Origin of the sequence: Flavobacterium kayseriense (genome assembly GCF_014305095.1) — a bacterium.
GTDB lineage: Bacteria > Bacteroidota > Bacteroidia > Flavobacteriales > Flavobacteriaceae > Flavobacterium > Flavobacterium kayseriense.
Window position 1 is genome coordinate 144517 of record NZ_JACRUI010000001.1, and the last position, 17267, is coordinate 161783.

Sequence of the window (17267 nt, forward strand, 5' to 3'; positions counted from 1 at the left end):
AGAGTAATGAATTATATAGAAACATACAAACAAAGCATCGAGCAATCAGATATGTTCTGGGCACAGCAAGCTAATCAGATTGCATGGTATACCAAGCCCTCCATAATTCTTGACAAAGATGAGAACGAATACCCGCTTTGGTATAAAGATGGCGAGTTAAATATGTGCCACCTAGCTCTAGACCACCAAATAGAGAATGGACACGGTGATCAAATTGCCTTTATTTATGACTCACCAGTTACTCAAACAATCAAAAAATACAGCTATTTAGAGGTAAAAACTGAAGTAGCAAAACTAGCAGGAGGCATGCAATCTCTAGGGTTAAAAAAAGGCGATACGGCTATAATTTATATGCCTATGATTCCGCAAGCTGCTTTTGCAATGCTTGCTTGTGCTCGAATTGGTGTTATCCATTCTGTTGTTTTTGGCGGATTTGCTCCGCATGAATTAGCTATTAGAATTGACGATTGTAAACCCAGACTTATCCTAACCGCCTCGTCCGGTATCGAAGTAGATCGACTAATCACCTACAAACCATTAGTAGATGAAGCGATCGAACTCGCCTCACACCGACCAAAAAAAGTGATCGTATTCAATAGAAAATTAGGAGCCCGAATCCCTTTTAAAAAGTACGACGTCGATTACGACGCACTTGTGTATGGATCAGAAGAAGCTCCTTGTGTTCCTGTTGCTAGTTCGCACCCATTGTACATCTTGTATACCTCAGGAACAACGGGAAAGCCAAAGGGCGTTGTTAGAGATACTGGAGGTTATGCAGTGGCATTAAAATTCTCTATGCAATCTATCTATAATGTAAAAGAGGGCGATGTTTTTTGGGCCGCTTCTGATGTAGGTTGGGTTGTAGGACATAGTTTTATCGTATACGGACCTTTAATTAATAGAAACACTAGTGTATTATTTGAAGGAAAACCGATAAAAACACCTGATGCAAGCACCTTTTGGAGAATTATAGACCAGCATAAAGTGAATGCTATGTTTACCGCTCCAACCGCTATCAGGGCTATTAAAAAAGAAGACCCAGAGGGTGAGTTTATTAAAAAATACGACTTGAGTTCCTTGAAAACACAGTTTTTAGCAGGAGAACGTTGCGATATCGTCACCCTTGATTGGTATACAAAACACATTCCGATTCCTGCAATAGACCATTGGTGGCAAACCGAATCTGGCTGGCCAATGATCGCCACAATGATGGGAATTGAATACTTTCCTATTAAACAAGGCTCTGTTGGTAAAGCAGTTTGTGGTTACAATATTAAAATAGTTGACGAAAGCGGAATTGAAGTAGGACCAAACGAAGAAGGATATGTAGTGCTACAACTCCCTTTACCTCCTGGAACACTACTTAATTTATGGAAAGACAACGAGCGATTTAAAGCAGGTTATCTAGATAAATTCCCAGGATTTTACTTCTCTGGCGATGGTGGTTACAAAGATGAGCAGGATTACATTTTTATTACCGGCCGTGTAGATGATGTTATCAATGTAGCAGGTCACCGCCTGTCTACTGCCGAAATGGAAGAAGTTGTAGCCTCTCATTCTCATGTTGCTGAATGTGCAGTAATAGGTATTCACGACGAACTTAAAGGACAAATTCCCCTAGCGTTAGTAGTTACTAAATTAGACTCCGAGATGGAGCAGTACCAATTAGAGCAGGAAACCATTAAGCTTGTCAGACAGCAAATTGGAGCGGTAGCTTCCTTACGAAATGTGGTTATTGTACAGCGATTACCCAAAACAAGATCAGGGAAAACACTGCGCAAATTAATGCGTTCGATTGTTGATGGCGCTGATTTCCAAATACCATCAACAATAGATGATGCGGCTATAATTCCGGAGCTCATCGAAACATTAACTAAATATAAAATAGGCGTTTATAATCTATAAAAAAATTAAAATCATGAGTTACTACGAAATCAATACACTAGAAGAATACTTTAAACACTATAAAAAGTCAGTAAGAGAACCCAAAAAGTTTTGGGACAAAATCGCTGCCGAAAATTTCACCTGGTATCAACAATGGGATAAAGTAGTTGATTTTAACATGGCCGAAGCCGATATTAAATGGTTCACCGAGGCTAAAGTTAATATCACCAAAAACTGTATTGATAGACATCTAGCTAAAAAAGGTGACAAAACGGCCATCATTTTTGAACCAAATGATCCCTCTGAAGAAGCTTTGCATATATCCTACAATGAGCTCCACCAAAAAGTGGGTAAAATGGCCAATGTTTTGCGTGAGCAAGGAATAAAAAAAGGAGATCGTGTCTGTATTTATTTACCTATGATTCCTGAACTAGCCATTGCTACACTAGCTTGTGCAAGAATTGGAGCCATCCACTCCGTTGTTTTTGCAGGATTTTCTGCCTCGGCAGTGACTTCAAGAATCAATGATAGTGAATGTAAAATGGTTATCACCTCAGATGGTGGTTATCGTGGTAATAAAACCATTGACTTAAAAAGCATTATCGATGATGCTCTTTTGAATTGTCCTTGTGTAGAGAATGTTTTAGTTGTAAAAAGAACTAATACAACTATCGCAATGAAGGAAGGTAGAGACCAATGGCTTGAACCTCTTTTAGAGGAGGCATCTGACAATAATGTGGCCGAAATTATGGATGCCGAAGATCCCCTTTTTATCTTGTACACCTCGGGATCTACAGGTAAACCAAAAGGAATGGTACATACTACAGCGGGATACATGGTATATACTGCCTATACTTTTAAAAACGTATTTAACTACAGAGACAACGATATATTTTGGTGTACTGCCGATATTGGCTGGATTACAGGTCATTCTTATATTTTGTATGGGCCATTATTGAATGGAGCTACAACTGTTATTTTTGAAGGTGTTCCTTCTTACCCTGACTTTAGCCGTTTTTGGGAAATCATCGAAAAACACAATGTTACTCAATTTTATACCGCTCCTACCGCCATTAGAGCTTTAGCCAAAGAGAATTTAGAATACGTTCAAAAATTTCCTTTAAAAACGTTGAAAGTAATTGGGTCTGTAGGAGAACCTATTAATGAGGAAGCATGGCACTGGTACAACGACCACGTGGGTGATAAAAGATGTCCCGTAGTTGATACTTGGTGGCAAACCGAAACAGGCGGAATTATGATATCGCCTATCCCATTTGTGACACCTACAAAACCTACATATGCTACATTACCATTACCCGGAATTCAACCCGTGTTAATGGATGAGCGTCGTAATGAAATAGAAGGCAATCAAGTGGTAGGAAGTTTATGTATTAAATTTCCTTGGCCAGGAATTGCTAGAACTATTTGGGGTGACCATCAACGGTATAAAGAAACCTATTTCTCTGCCTTTCCAGGCAAATATTTTACAGGAGATGGCGCTTTGCGTGACGAAGTGGGCTACTACCGAATTACAGGCCGCGTAGATGACGTAGTGATTGTATCTGGACATAATTTAGGTACTGCTCCTATCGAAGATGCTATAAATGAGCATCCAGCTGTTGCAGAATCAGCAATTGTTGGATTCCCTCACGACATTAAAGGAAATGCTTTATACGGCTTTGTGATTTTGAAAGAAACCGGAGAGTATAGAAACAGAGAAAATTTATCAAAAGAGATTAATCAACAAATTTCTAACCAAATTGGACCTATTGCTAAATTAGATAAAATTCAATTTGTTACTGGCTTGCCTAAAACAAGATCAGGAAAGATTATGCGTCGTATCCTGCGTAAAATTGCCGAGGGAGATTATTCTAATTTTGGAGACATCTCTACTTTATTAAATCCTGAAATTGTTGATGAAATCAAGGAAGGGAAAATTTAATTGTAGGTTTTATTTGTTATTAAGCTGCTTCATCATTGGAGCAGCTTTTTTTATTGCTAAATCAAAAAGATGTCATTTAGAATTAATACATTACCTGGTTTAGTACCAAACTACAAACCAGTACCCATAAATATTTTTTTTAACAATTTTAACTCACAACAAAATTTAATGGAGTCATTTGAAAAAATGAATTTCAAACCAAGATAAAGTGCAACATAAAATTTATTGCTATATTTAGACCAAAGGGAATACCATCATGAAAGATAAATATAAAAAAATAGGCCTTGTTTTAGTCATAATTGTGCTACTTGGAACCGTTTTGAGTTTAGGTGCTAATTGGTGGATCAATGCCCAATTGCCTAAAATAATTTCAGAAAATAATGAGACACCTTATCTTATTAAATACGATAATATAGATGTTTCAATACTATCCAGAAAAATTGAAGCGACCGGGATTCGAGTTGTACCTAAAGAAAGAGAAAAGGACAGTTTAAGAAAAAACGGCATTTTTGCGTCAGTTCAAAAAATAGTAATCACCAACTACAGTATTTTACCACTACTGTTTCAAAATAAGATTGAAGCAAATAGCATAACATTCTTTAAACCAAAAATTACGCTTTTTAAGGATAATGATAAAAGCATTAATTCCTCTAAGGGTATAAGTAGCCGTATTGTGGCTCCTTTTCAACAGTTAGTAAAAGTTGCTAATCTTGATTTAGAGCAGGGCACTTTTTACGTGATAAATCTTTCGAATAATAAAACCTTATTTCAAGCTAAAAATGTAAAAATTCAGCTCAATGAAATTGCTATTTCTGAAGAAACATTAAACAAAAAGATACCTTTTAATTTCAAAAGTTATGCCTTTAGCTGCGACAGCTTACTATACTTAACCAATAGTAAATATAAAATCGCAGTACAACAAATTGTAACTACCAATGTAGGACTTGAACTAAAAAAATTCTCTATGTTATCCGAGTTGAACAGAAAACAATTTGTTAACCAACTACCTTTAGAAAAAGATTTATATAATTTAAAATCTGATAAAATTTCGATTAAAAATATGAGTTGGGGTTTTAAGGACGAAATCTTCTTTTTCTCTACCAATCACATTGCAATCGACAAAGCAGATGCCAATATTTATCGAAGTAAAGTACCTGCCGATGATAAAAGTGTAAAACCGTTATACAATAAACTGCTAAGAGAACTAAAGTTTGACATGAAAATTGACACGTTGTCTATCACAAACACAAAGTTAGTTTATGAAGAAGAGAAAAGTTTCGATAAAGGCGCTGGAATTCTAACCTTTAACGATTTTAACTTGCAAGCTACTCATATCAATAGTGGCTTTAAAAACACAAAGTTACCTGATGTTGCTATTTTAGTAAAGTGTAAATTCATGAACCAATCACCGATGACTATTGACTGGCGATTTAATGTGATGAACACTGCTGATCGTTTTTCGATAAAAGGCAGTATTCACAATTTTAAAACAAAGGATTTAGCTGTATTTACAAAACCGTACTTAAACGCAACTTTTACCGGTGATTTTGATCAAATATTCTTCAATTTTACTGGTGATCACACGAAGGCAAATGGCGATTTTGCAGCTAGATACGCCAACTTAAAACTGAGTTTATATCAGAAAAAAGATCGCACTAAGAAAAGCAAATTAAAAAGTTGGATAGGTAACTTGTTGATGGATAAGAATTCTAATGATGAATTAGTCGAAAATGAAATTGCAGTAGAGCGGGACAATGAAAAATCCTTTTTTAATTACTTATGGTTATGTATCGCAGACGGACTTAAAAAAACATTGATATAAAAAAAGGTCTTTTCATTTTCAGAAAAGACCTTTTCAACATTAAAAATTAAAAAAACTACTGCTTTATTAACTTCGTAGTAGCGGATTTGTTATCGTCTCCTACGATTTTTACCAAATAATTTCCAGCTGTTAATCCATCGATTGGGTAACTGTGTCTTGCATCAAAATCACCTTTGAATTCTTTTACAAGCTGTCCCAGCATATTATAGATGAGAACTTGCTTCGCAGGCGAACTTATCCAAAAATGTCCATTAGGCGCTGGATTGGGATATAAATTTACTTCTTTAGAATTTTCAAAATCTTCAATTGCTAGAGAAGCTGTTTTATTGCCATAAATTCTAAAATCACCTGCAGCTAAACTTATAGGAGTATTTACATTGGTTACGTTAATTGCTGTATTATCCATTAAATTGTACCACGTTCCTGTGTAAGGGAAACCTGTAGCTATATTTTGCGTAGTAACATCAAAGTTAGCTATAATCAAAACATCTTTCAACTGCGTAGAAACTAAGTTGCTATTGGTGATTTTTATATTTTGAGATAATGAGTTTGAATTTGTGACTACTGCTGTCCCTGAGAACACGGGCTCTACTTGTTTCATCGTTATCATCTTAGCCCAATCATTATAAATAGCTCCTCTGGTCGTAGTACCTAACCAATTATTAACCCATTGTGGTTGCGGTTTCGTATCCAACTTACAGTCACCAGAAATTGCATCGTTAGGTGTATTTACCGTTCCATTATTACATGCAAAAATAGAAGTCTCCCAACCTAACTCACCAAATTGCCATATCATCTTAGGTCCAGGAATCAATAACGAAACTGCTCCTAGAGCAGACATTCTAGACAAGGCTATATTTAGATTTTTTACGTTATGAGAAGTATTACTTGTGTTACCAAACTGAAGATTCTTATACATCAATCTTTCTTCATCATGGCTTTCAGCATAACCCATTAGGCGATTTGCGGTGAAGCCACGACTAGTACTCGTCATTCGAGCAATATTTGCAGGATAACCCATCGACAAGTCGTTGTAATTATCAGTTAACTTACCCCACATCATTATCCCTTTACTTGGCGTTTCAGCAACTCTATAATTTGCCCATTGTTGCTCCTCTTGATCACTTCCTAGATGCTCAAAAATAGCATAATGAGTAGGATCTAAACTCCAAGAGTAATCTGCATATTCCTTTAAAACATCTACTCTATCTTGCTGGTAACTATTAGTGCAACCATCATCACTAGACGAACAATTTTGAGTAAACCCTTTGGTTAAATCCCAACGTAAACCATCGATTTTATATTCTTCAATCCATTGCTTTACAACTCTTTTTACATAATTCTTAGTTAAAGCTTTTGTATGGTTAAAATCCTCTCCCACATTATAGCTATGCCTTGCTGTAGTATTAAAATACGGATTTTCGGTTGTTGGAGTACCAAATCCATCACCATCAGGATCATTCATCCACATTCTAACCATTGGATTTCGTCCAAAAGCATGGTTCAACGCCACATCCAAAATAACCGCAATTCCGTTTTGATGACACAAATCAATAAACTCTTTTAGTTTATTCGAAGGGCCATAAAATTTATCAAGAGCCATATGAAAAGACGTATTGTAACCCCAACTCTCATTACCTTCAAACTCCATTACTGGCAGTAACTCTATAGCGTTTATTTTAAGATTCTTGAAATAATCTATTTTATTGATTAAATCTTGATAGCTTCTGTTGGCATCAAAATCCCTTACTAATAATTCATAAACCACTAGTTTTTCTTTCTCTGGCTTTACAAAATTTGTAGTTGCAGCACTCCAAACATAAGGCGCTTGTCCCGTTTGCAATACAGTAACTTCACGTTCCTGACCTGCTGGATAAACGGGCATATTAGGATACGAAGCAGCTGGGATAAAAGGATCATCATAAGGTGATAAAACTAAGGTAGAGTACGGATCGGCAGTCTTTACTAAAGCAGGAGAATTAGCAATAGGAGTTGCATCTCCGACCCAATATTGGTAACTGTAATTCACTCCTGAAACTAGACCTATTAATTCTAGCCAAAATTTACCAGTTGTAGGATCCTTTTTCATGGCATAAGAATTTGTAGGCTGCCAATTATTAAAGCTTCCTGCCACATAAATAAAATCTTTTAAAGGTGCATCGAGAACCAAAGAAGCCTTTGTCGGATCGGTACTATTGTAATTAATACCATCTACAAGACCTGCTGGCATAGCAGCGGTAATTGTACCAGGATTAGCAATTACTGAAAACTTCTTAATTATGGTTAATGCTCCTTGAGTTACCTCAAGTTCATAGTTTTGATTTCCTTGAATAGCAGTATGAGTAAAAGAATAACTTGCCGTACTTGCGTTGGTATTGATGCTTACACCATTAGCCTTTAAATTGTAACTAGCACTTCCACCGCTGTTGGTAGCAGCTATGGTTAAACTTCCTCCTGAAGCTAAAATAGTTGCACTATTCTCTACTGGTGAACTTAGCGATACTTGAAAACTCCCTACCTCAGCTAAAATATCTTGTGATTTTTTATCACCAGTACCATCCTTTGCTTTAACTAAAAAACCGATGCGCCCCAGGTTGGTTCTATTATAAAATGTTGATGGAGTAATCGTTTTGGTATATGTATCTGAGGCTACATTATAGGTAAATCGATTAGTCTCACTCGAAGCAGTCCAAGCACCATTAGTAGGACAATCAACAATATTTGCGTCATTAATATCAAACGACCAAGCCCACATGTATAAAGCATTTCCACTTACTCCCCAAGCTGCCTCGTTAACACTGCTACCATTTATGGTAATCGTAATCGAAGTCGTTTCTTCAAAAGTAGGTGGATTAATACTGTATGTTACTGTTTGCTGTTGCGCTGAGACCACAATTGAAAAGAGAAACAAATATAAAAGTATAATTTTCTTCATAACAAATTTTTATTAGATTATAAAAAAGGGCTACCTAAAAGATAGCCCTCAAGGGTATTTGTGATAGTTACTCTTGATTAGGAAGCATCAAATAACTTCCATCTAAATCGTTAAAGTAAACCTTATACTTAGTTTTCGCTACTGGAATATCTCCTCCACTTGCTCCATTACCAGTAAATCCGGAAAAAGAAGTATCTCCTCCCCAACTAGTGTCCCACACATTATTCGCTCTAAATTTTCCTTTACCATCATACAACGAAACTGATAACGACCAAGTATGAGAATTAAAAGTAGATACTGTCATTGAGGTATCATCACCATTCCAACCTGCATCTGTTCCTGTTCGAGAAGAACCTAAGAAACCAATTCTAGAATATATTGAGGCGCTATTAGCATTGAAAGGGATTAAAGAATATGTTAGAGTAGTGGTGTTAAAGGTAAAAGTATAATAACCCGTACTAGGAATTGTAAACTCCCCAGCATTATCCTTAATTTCTATAGCACCACTTCCAGCATTACCCAATTGAAAAGCCCAACTTCCTTTTTGTGAAATAAGTTTGAAATTACCTGCAATAAAGTATCCTGTAAATTTATAAATATTAGAATTTACTCCACCTCTAAACATTGGTTGATGAGCGGTGTCTACATTGTTCTCCCAGCCTCCCTCTACAGCTCCGCCTATAAGATACCAATCTGTAAAGGCATAAGGAACTAATCCAGTATAAGCAGTTACGTTAATCGTTAATACATTTTTTGACATCATAGGTAGATTACCTGCAACTGTTGACATCACTTTAACATCAAATAATTTTGCAGCTCCAGGCTCCGCTCCTAGTGCTATTACCGCTTCGTTTAAATTCTTAACCGTAACGGCAACCTGAGTAAGGTCACTAGTAGTAATAAGTTTTTGCGCTTTTGTAAAATCTCCTCCTTGAACATCAATCATTAAAGCATATTCTACCACTACTTTATCAGAATATTTGGCAGCAGACCAAACAAAACGATCAGCGTCTTTATCCTTATCTGCTTCGATCAAGACATAGCTTTTATTAGCTTCGGGAGCTAGTACCTCTGGAGTAGTAATTGATTCAAGAACCGGTCTGTTTTCAACATCATCAGCGGTACAAGATACTAAAGCTATGCTTAGAAAAGCAAATAGCATTTTATGTAAATTTTTCATTTTTAAATTTCTAAATTGTTTATTAATAGCCTGGGTTTTGTTTAAGTGTTGGATTTGCTTGGATATTTCTTGCTGGAATAGGCATTAAGTCTCTGAAGGAAGCAGTGCTTGTTCCGTTAACAGTACCACCTTTCCATTGCCAAATTTTTGAACCACCAGTAAATTTTCCAAAACGTATTAAATCAGTTCTTCTGTGACATTCCCAAAACAACTCTCGTCCTCTTTCGTCTAAAATAAAATCTAGCGTAAGATCTGATGCTGAGATTTGTGTAGCAGCTGCACGTATTCTCAATTTATTAACGTAACCAACAGCTACTCCAATATCTGTACCAGTAGCACCTCTAGCAGTGCACTCGGCATACATCAAGTAAACATCCGACAATCTGAACATTGGAAAATCAATATCTGGAATATCATTTCTTTGAGCTGCTGAACCATCAGCATTTTTATTAATATATTTAGTAACTGCATAACCATCAGTAAAAGTACCAACATTAGCAATATCTAAATTCTGACCGTCAGTGTAAAAACTTCCTCTTTTATCAGCCGTAGCTGTAGCATCAGAAAAAAGATTGACAAACTCTCTACGAGTTCTTATTCCAAACCATCCTCCATCCATTCCGCGAGAAGCAGCATCCATGCTTCCTCCAATTGAAGCATGCATTATAAAGCTCATACCTCCACCAGTGGCTCTAATAGCATTACCATCACTTACAATTGGAAAAATAAATTCGCTCTGTGCTCCATTTCTATTGTTGTCAGCCGAAAACAAATCCTTGTAAGCTACATTAGCAAATGTGTATCCTGAATTAGTAATAATGTCTTTACATAACACAGCAGCTTCATTAAATTTTGCAGTACCCGTATATACTTTAGCATTTAGATACACTTGAGCTAATAAAAATTTAGCAGCTGTTTTATCTACTCTTCCGTATTCATTAGTTTTAGAAGTAGCTAAGCTGTTGTTTAAATCTAGTAATTCTGATTCAACAAAAGCAAAAACTTCTGCTCTTGTCTTTTGCTCAGGATAGAAAAAGCCTACCGGATCATTTTCAGTGGTAATTGGTACGTTACCAAATAAATCCATTAAATTGTAGTATGAAAAAGCTCTTAAAAATCGAGCTTCAGCTCTAAAAGTAGCAATTTCAGCTTTCAAACTTGCATCTACACCTCTAGCCGTCAACTTATCGTCTGAAGTTTGTCTTAAAAACTCATTGGCTATACTAATTTCATAAAATGCTCTAGAAAAAGTTCCTGACAAAAATTCATTTGCAGGTGACCAAGTTTGCGCATTCATTGTTGGCAATGTACCATCTGCCCAAGCAATGATCGCCTCGTCAGTTGGTAATTCTTGGGTAACAAAAAGCAATCGTAAATAACTACTAAAATCCCCTCCAATTCCAGCAATATCAGCTGATCCATCTCCATCATTACCTCCCACATACAAACCTGCATATAATTTTGCTAATACTTGTTTGTATGATGCTGGATTTTGAAAGAACGTTTCAGATAAAAATTCATCATCGTCGCCGGGTGTCACATTGAGGTCACTCGTGCACGAGATAAGCGTTAGATTTAGTCCTAAGATGAATAGGAAAAAACAAGCTACATGTTTAAATGATATTTTCATTTTGTTTATTTTTAAAATTTTATTTTTCAGTATACTTTTTAGAAATTGGCATTCACACCAAACAAGAAAGTTCTTGCTCTAGGATAAACATTGTTATCAATTCCGTTAAATTTTTCTGGATCTAAGCCTTTATATTTTGTTAATGTCAAAACATTTTGAACACCAGCGGTGAATCGCAATGAAGCGGCTTTAATTATGCTTTTATCAAAAGTATATCCAATAGTTACATTATCTAATTTTATAAAAGAAGCGTCTTTTACAAAATAGTTAGACAAGTATCGTTGTGTACCATTATCTTCAAAAGTAAAACCAGTATTATTGTAATCTGAACTTACATTTGATAAATCAGTTTGTCTTCTTAATCCTGCATCTGAATACCCTAAATTAGAGCTTACGTTGTCAAAGATATAATTTCCTAAACTCGCTCTCCAGTTCATTGTAAAGTCAAACTTTTTGTAATTTAAAGTAGAGAATAAACCAAAAGTATAATCTGGTGCTGATTTATGGAATCGATAACGATCTTCGGCATCGATTTTTCCATCTTCATTACGATCTACATAAGCCCCTTGAATTGGTCTTTTATTAGAATCATACAACTGCTCATAAACAAAAAATGAATTTGGAGCATACCCAACAGAATTAATCTGAATGTTATTCCCTGCACCTCCGGCTATGCCACCTGTAGTATAACCTTGAAAACCAGGGACTGTAATTCCTAATCCAGCAATTTTTTGATCAATAAAAGTCGTATTAAAAGCAACGTTCCAAGTTAAATCATTGGTTTTAAAGATATCCGACTCAATACTAAATTCTAACCCTTTTGTTCGTACACTACCAATATTAAAGAAACCCTCGTTTCTAAGATTAGCGCCATCTGGGACTGCAATTTGAGCTAACAAATCAGTTGATTTCTTATCAAAAAAGTTAACAGATCCCGTAATTCTATTGTTAAACAATCCGTAATCGATACCCAAGTTTAACTCAGCTAATTCTTCCCATTTGATGTTTTCGTTATATCCTTCAGGTCTGGCAGTAGAATAAACTGTATTTCCAAATATATACTGAGAGTTTATTGTACCAATAGTTACTCTTCTTAAATAATCATACTGAGCAGAAATATCTTGTTGCCCCGTTGTACCATATCCAGCTCTTAATTTCAAGTTAGAAAGTATCGAATTATCTTTTAAAAACGATTCCTCGGATAAATTCCACGCAAAAGCAGCTCCTGCAAAATTTCCCCATCTGTTATCTTGAGAAAAACGTGACGTTCCATCTCTACGATAGTTCAATGTCAACAAATAACGGCTATCATACCCTAAATTTAATCTACCAAAATATGACTGTAAATTAATATCTGGATCTGTTGCTACATCTGCGTTTGGAGTAGGTCTTCTTGTATCTCCTGACGAATATCCAACTCTTTGAAATAACTGATAGTTATATCCTGCTGTTGCATCAATTTTTATTTTTCCTAAATCCTTGGTGTAATTCAAATACGTATTTAAGTTTTTGTTTTGACGTGCATCAGTGTAGCTTGAATAGTCTCCTAAATTTACATATCCTGAACCATTAAATGGTTTGGGTTGATATCCTAAAGCACTTTGCGTACTCACCTCAGTAGAACCATTACTATCGAATCTATCGATACCAGCTTCAGCAACAACTCTCAAATCTTCAAAGAAATGTAATTTATAATCTACTCTTACATTCCCCCATTTTCTCGTTGATGTTGCTCTACGTTCATCTTGATTTAATCTAGCTACAGGATTTCTAGCTGGCAATAATGGCAAATTCCCATTAGGCTCTAACCACTCAAAGTAACCCCCATAACGAGAACCTACTGCATATACTGATTGCGTAGGATCAAATCCAATAGCACTACCTATAACGGCTCCTTCATCTTGAAATCTGTTTTTACCAAACGATAAATTTCCGTTAATATCAATTTTCAAATGGTTGTCAAATAAAACTGGATTTAATGATATTGAGGTTGTTGTTCTTTCGAAAGTTGTATTTCGAAGAATACCATCATTGTTAACATTTCCAACTGACAATCGAACAGGTAATTTACCAAACAAAGCACCGCTTGCAGATATATTATTAGTACTAGTTAATGAAGTATGGAAAATTTCATCTTGCCAATTTGTATTAGCTGTACCTAACAATGCTTTTTGAGCATCAGTCCCCTTTTCATTTACAAAGGCACGAAATTGATCTGCACTTAATACATCAACTGTATTCGCTACAGTATTAACTCCTACTTGTGAGCTAAAGCTAACTTTCACTTTTCCTTTTGCTCCTTTTTTTGTCGTAATTACGATTACACCATTTGCGGCTCTAGATCCATAAATTGCTGCTGCAGAAGCATCCTTAAGAACGGTAAACGACTCGATATCATTAGGATCTATTGTTGACAAAATACTAGTCGCTCCACTTGGTGTAGCATTACTTAAAGGCAGCCCGTCAAGAACTACTAGCGGCTCATTTGAAGCATTTAAGGATGAACCTCCACGAATACGAATATCGGCTTTAGCACCAGGCGCTCCGCCTCCAGTTACGTTAACACCTGCGATACGACCACTTATTAAACTTTCAGGGGTAACATTTTGTCCCTTATTAAAATCCTTAGCAGCAATCTGCGAAACCGCTCCAGTTGCATCTTTCTTCTTAACGGTACCGTATCCTACTTGTACAATAACTTCATTTAATTGATTTTGATCTTCCTCAAGAGCAACTGTCAACGATTTTTGCGCGACATAATTAACGATTAAATTTTTGTACCCAATGAACGAGAATAAAAGCGCATCCCCCTTTTTAACATTGGTTAGTTGAAATTTACCATCAAAATCTGTCGAGACACCATTAGTTGTACCTTGTACAGTTATATTTACTCCTGGAATTGGCTGTTTGGTAACATTGTCCAAAACAGTTCCAGTAATAGTGTTCTGAGCCAGAATACTAAAAGGGAGTAACAGTACTAAAAATAACAACTTTTTATAAATTGTTTTCATACGATTTGTTTAAATTAATTGGTTTTTATTGTGCTTCAACTTTACTTCGAATGCTAAATCTATGTAAATTTTCTAGCATTCGACAAAAGCCTTTTTAAATTGAGTTACGAAAACGTGATAGTGTTGAAAACTTTCTATATTCTCTACTTATTTTAAGCTTAAATTGCAGAAAGTTAAAACAAACACTATATTATTTAGGAATATAATTATTATTCAATTCACAGTCATGAAAAAGAAGGTAACACTTAAACAAATTGCAAAAGAACTTGATGTTTCCATTTCAACTGTTTCTAAGTCATTAAGAAACAGCCTTGAGATTGGAGAAGAAACTAGATTAAAGGTCCAAGCATTTGCTAAATTTTACAATTACAAGCCTAACAATATCGCACTAAGCTTAAAGAATAGAAAGACAAAAACGATTGGAATCATTATCCCTGAAATAGTGCACCACTTTTTCTCGACCGTCATTAATGGCATAGAACAAGTGGCCAATGAAAATGGTTATAGTGTTATTATTTGCCTATCTGATGACTCTTTCGACAAAGAAGTACTAAACCTTGAAATGCTTGCTAACGGCAGTATCGATGGTTTTATCATGTCACTCTCTAAGGAAACACAACTAAAAGGTGATTTTCACCATATCACAGAGGTAATCAACCAAGGAATGCCAGTAGTCATGTTTGACCGTGTTACTAATGAAGTGTATTGCGACAAAGTTATTATTGATGATAAAGCCGCTGCTTATGAAGCAGTACAAAGTTTAATTGATAAAGGTCGTCGAAAAATTGCCTTAGTCACCACCGTCGATTATGTTAGTGTAGGAAAACTCAGAACCGATGGATATACCAAAGCACTATTAGATAACAATATTGATTTTGATGAAAATCTAATTATAAAAATCGAAGATGTTGATAATTGCGAAATAATTATCTCTAAGCTATTGGAAGACAAAGCAATCGATGCCGTTTTTGCAGTAAATGAATTATTTGCAGTGACTTGTATTAAAACTGCCAATAAATTAGGACTCAATGTACCTAAAGACTTAGCTGTAATTGCTTTTACAGATGGAATTATCTCTAAATATTCCACACCTACTATTACTACTGTTAATCAAAGTGGAATCAAAATGGGAAACAGAGCTGCTAAAATACTAATCAACAGATTGGAAGAAGAGGAAAAAACAGACGAAGAAGAAGAGGAAAATTATAAAACCGAGATCATTGAGACCCATTTAATAGAAAGAGAATCTACTAACTAAACTTTTTTATTACAAAACTCATAACTACAACCTTGTAGTTAAAAAAACTCAAATATATTTAGTTCAAAAAAATAAAAGTGTAGGAAAAAAAATTATATTTACCGCAAAATCAAAGCTTCTACTTTACTTCGAAAAAATAAGATTAGTTTTGATAAGCATCGCGCTTATCGTATCAATACATTAAATTACGATAATGGAAAAGCGAAAATTAAGTTTTTGGCAAATTTGGAACATGAGTTTCGGTTTCCTAGGGATACAATTTGGTTTTGCCCTCCAAGGAGGGTTTATGTCTAGAATATTTCAAACACTAGGCGCAAATGTAGATGACATTCCAGGATTATGGATTGCCGCTCCCTTAACTGGATTATTAGTGCAACCGATAGTTGGATATTTATCTGATAATACTTGGAGCCCAAAATTTGGTAGAAGAAAGCCTTATTTTCTTATTGGTGCTATTTTAGCCTCCATTACTTTGTTTATAATGCCTCACTCTCCCGTTTTATGGGTAGCGGCAGGACTGCTATGGATTTTAGATTCTTCCATAAATATTAGTATGGAACCGTTCCGTGCCTTAGTAGCTGATAAATTGCCTGAATCGCAACGTTCTAATGGTTTTGTGATTCAAACTTTAATCATCGGTATAGGAACTTGGATAGCTAGTAATTTACCTTGGTTGGTGACTAAATTGGGAGTTTCAAACGAAGCGCCTTCAGGAGTCATTCCGCCATCGGTAGTTATTGCGTTCTCAGTGGGTGCTTTTGTGTTTTTGATTAGTATTTTATACACCATTTTCACTACCAAGGAAGACCCACCTGCTGATCTTATCCAGTTTAAGCTAGAAAAAAAAGAATCACGTTTCATTCCTGACTTAATCGAAAGCTTGAAAGAGATGCCTTCTACAATGAAAAAATTAGGTGTTATCCAATTTTTTAGTTGGTTTGCTTTTTTCACTATGTGGAGCCTTTCTACTCCGGCCTTAACAGAGCATGTTTTTAATGCACCCAAACCCAATAATATAGAATACGCTCAGCTAGACGATAAAGGCGAAGCATTAAAAAACAGTAATAATGAAGTCATTTTCTTAACAGATCAAAAAGCAGTAGAATACAAGCAAAAAGATAAAGAATTTAATGACGCAGCTGATCTAGTTGGTTCTTCCACGGGAGTTTATGGCTTATCGTCAATGGCTTTTGCTCTACTACTTACCTTTTACACTGCCAAAAAGAAAATTAATAGGAAGTACATCCATATGGTGTCTTTACTACTGGGTGGACTTGGATTTATTTATATGTTTTTTGCTACGCCAGCCACTTTAATGTACTCGTTTGTATTAATTGGTTTTGCTTGGGGAAGTATATTATCTATGCCTTACGCTATGCTTTCGAGTGCTGTTAATCCTAAAAAGATGGGAATGATGATGGGATTATTCAATATGTTTATTGTCATACCACAAATCATTGCCGCACTTGGAGGTATAAACTTCCTGTACAAACTTATAGGAGAAGCGCACATTAACGCCATGATTTTAGCAGGTATTGCACTGATAACAGCAGCTTTTTCTACTTTATTGATTACAGATAAAAATGCCATTTCAGGATAAAATTT

9 protein-coding genes are annotated in these 17267 nt (G+C 35.6%); 5 read left to right on the plus strand and 4 right to left on the minus strand.

The genetic code is table 11. The features are described 5' to 3' along the window. Positions 1–6: 6 nt before the first annotated feature. From H8R22_RS00615 to H8R22_RS00625, 3 genes are all read left to right on the plus strand, one after another. Positions 7–1905: an AMP-binding protein gene (locus H8R22_RS00615; protein ID WP_187009452.1), complete on the plus strand. Its 1899-nt coding sequence runs from the start codon at positions 7–9 to the stop codon at positions 1903–1905. Between the two features lie 13 nt (positions 1906–1918). Further along, the gene (acs, locus tag H8R22_RS00620; protein WP_187009451.1) at positions 1919–3826 is read left to right on the plus strand and encodes an acetate--CoA ligase; all 1908 of its coding nucleotides are present in this window, start codon (positions 1919–1921) and stop codon (positions 3824–3826) included. A 256-nt stretch (positions 3827–4082) separates the two neighbouring features. Then, complete coding sequence (locus H8R22_RS00625) at positions 4083–5648, plus strand: AsmA family protein (RefSeq protein ID WP_187009450.1); 1566 nt, start codon at positions 4083–4085, stop codon at positions 5646–5648. Positions 5649–5703: 55 nt separating this feature from the next. On the opposite strand, the gene H8R22_RS00630 is transcribed toward H8R22_RS00625, so the two are convergent. The 4 genes from H8R22_RS00630 to H8R22_RS00645 all read right to left on the minus strand — a co-directional run bounded on the left by H8R22_RS00630 (position 5704) and on the right by H8R22_RS00645 (position 14404). Beyond that, the gene (locus H8R22_RS00630) at positions 5704–8583 is read right to left on the minus strand and encodes an alpha-amylase family glycosyl hydrolase (RefSeq protein ID WP_187009449.1); all 2880 of its coding nucleotides are present in this window, start codon (positions 8581–8583) and stop codon (positions 5704–5706) included. Positions 8584–8650: 67 nt separating this feature from the next. Further along, positions 8651–9763, minus strand: a complete 1113-nt coding sequence (locus H8R22_RS00635; RefSeq protein ID WP_187009448.1) for a SusE domain-containing protein — start codon at positions 9761–9763, stop codon at positions 8651–8653. A gap of 22 nt (positions 9764–9785) precedes the next feature. After that, positions 9786–11393 (minus strand): RagB/SusD family nutrient uptake outer membrane protein, encoded by a 1608-nt coding sequence (locus tag H8R22_RS00640; RefSeq protein ID WP_187009447.1) that lies wholly within the window; start codon positions 11391–11393, stop codon positions 9786–9788. A 38-nt stretch (positions 11394–11431) separates the two neighbouring features. Next, a complete protein-coding gene (locus tag H8R22_RS00645; protein ID WP_187009446.1) occupies positions 11432–14404 on the minus strand; it encodes a SusC/RagA family TonB-linked outer membrane protein in 2973 nt (990 codons plus the stop codon). A gap of 226 nt (positions 14405–14630) precedes the next feature. Between H8R22_RS00645 and H8R22_RS00650 the strand changes: the two genes are divergently transcribed. Both H8R22_RS00650 and H8R22_RS00655 read left to right on the plus strand, forming a co-directional pair. After that, on the plus strand, positions 14631–15662 hold the full coding sequence (locus H8R22_RS00650; RefSeq protein WP_187009445.1) for a LacI family DNA-binding transcriptional regulator: 1032 nt from the start codon (positions 14631–14633) through the stop codon (positions 15660–15662). Positions 15663–15855: 193 nt separating this feature from the next. Next, complete coding sequence (locus H8R22_RS00655; RefSeq protein ID WP_187009444.1) at positions 15856–17262, plus strand: MFS transporter; 1407 nt, start codon at positions 15856–15858, stop codon at positions 17260–17262. Positions 17263–17267 lie beyond the last annotated feature (5 nt).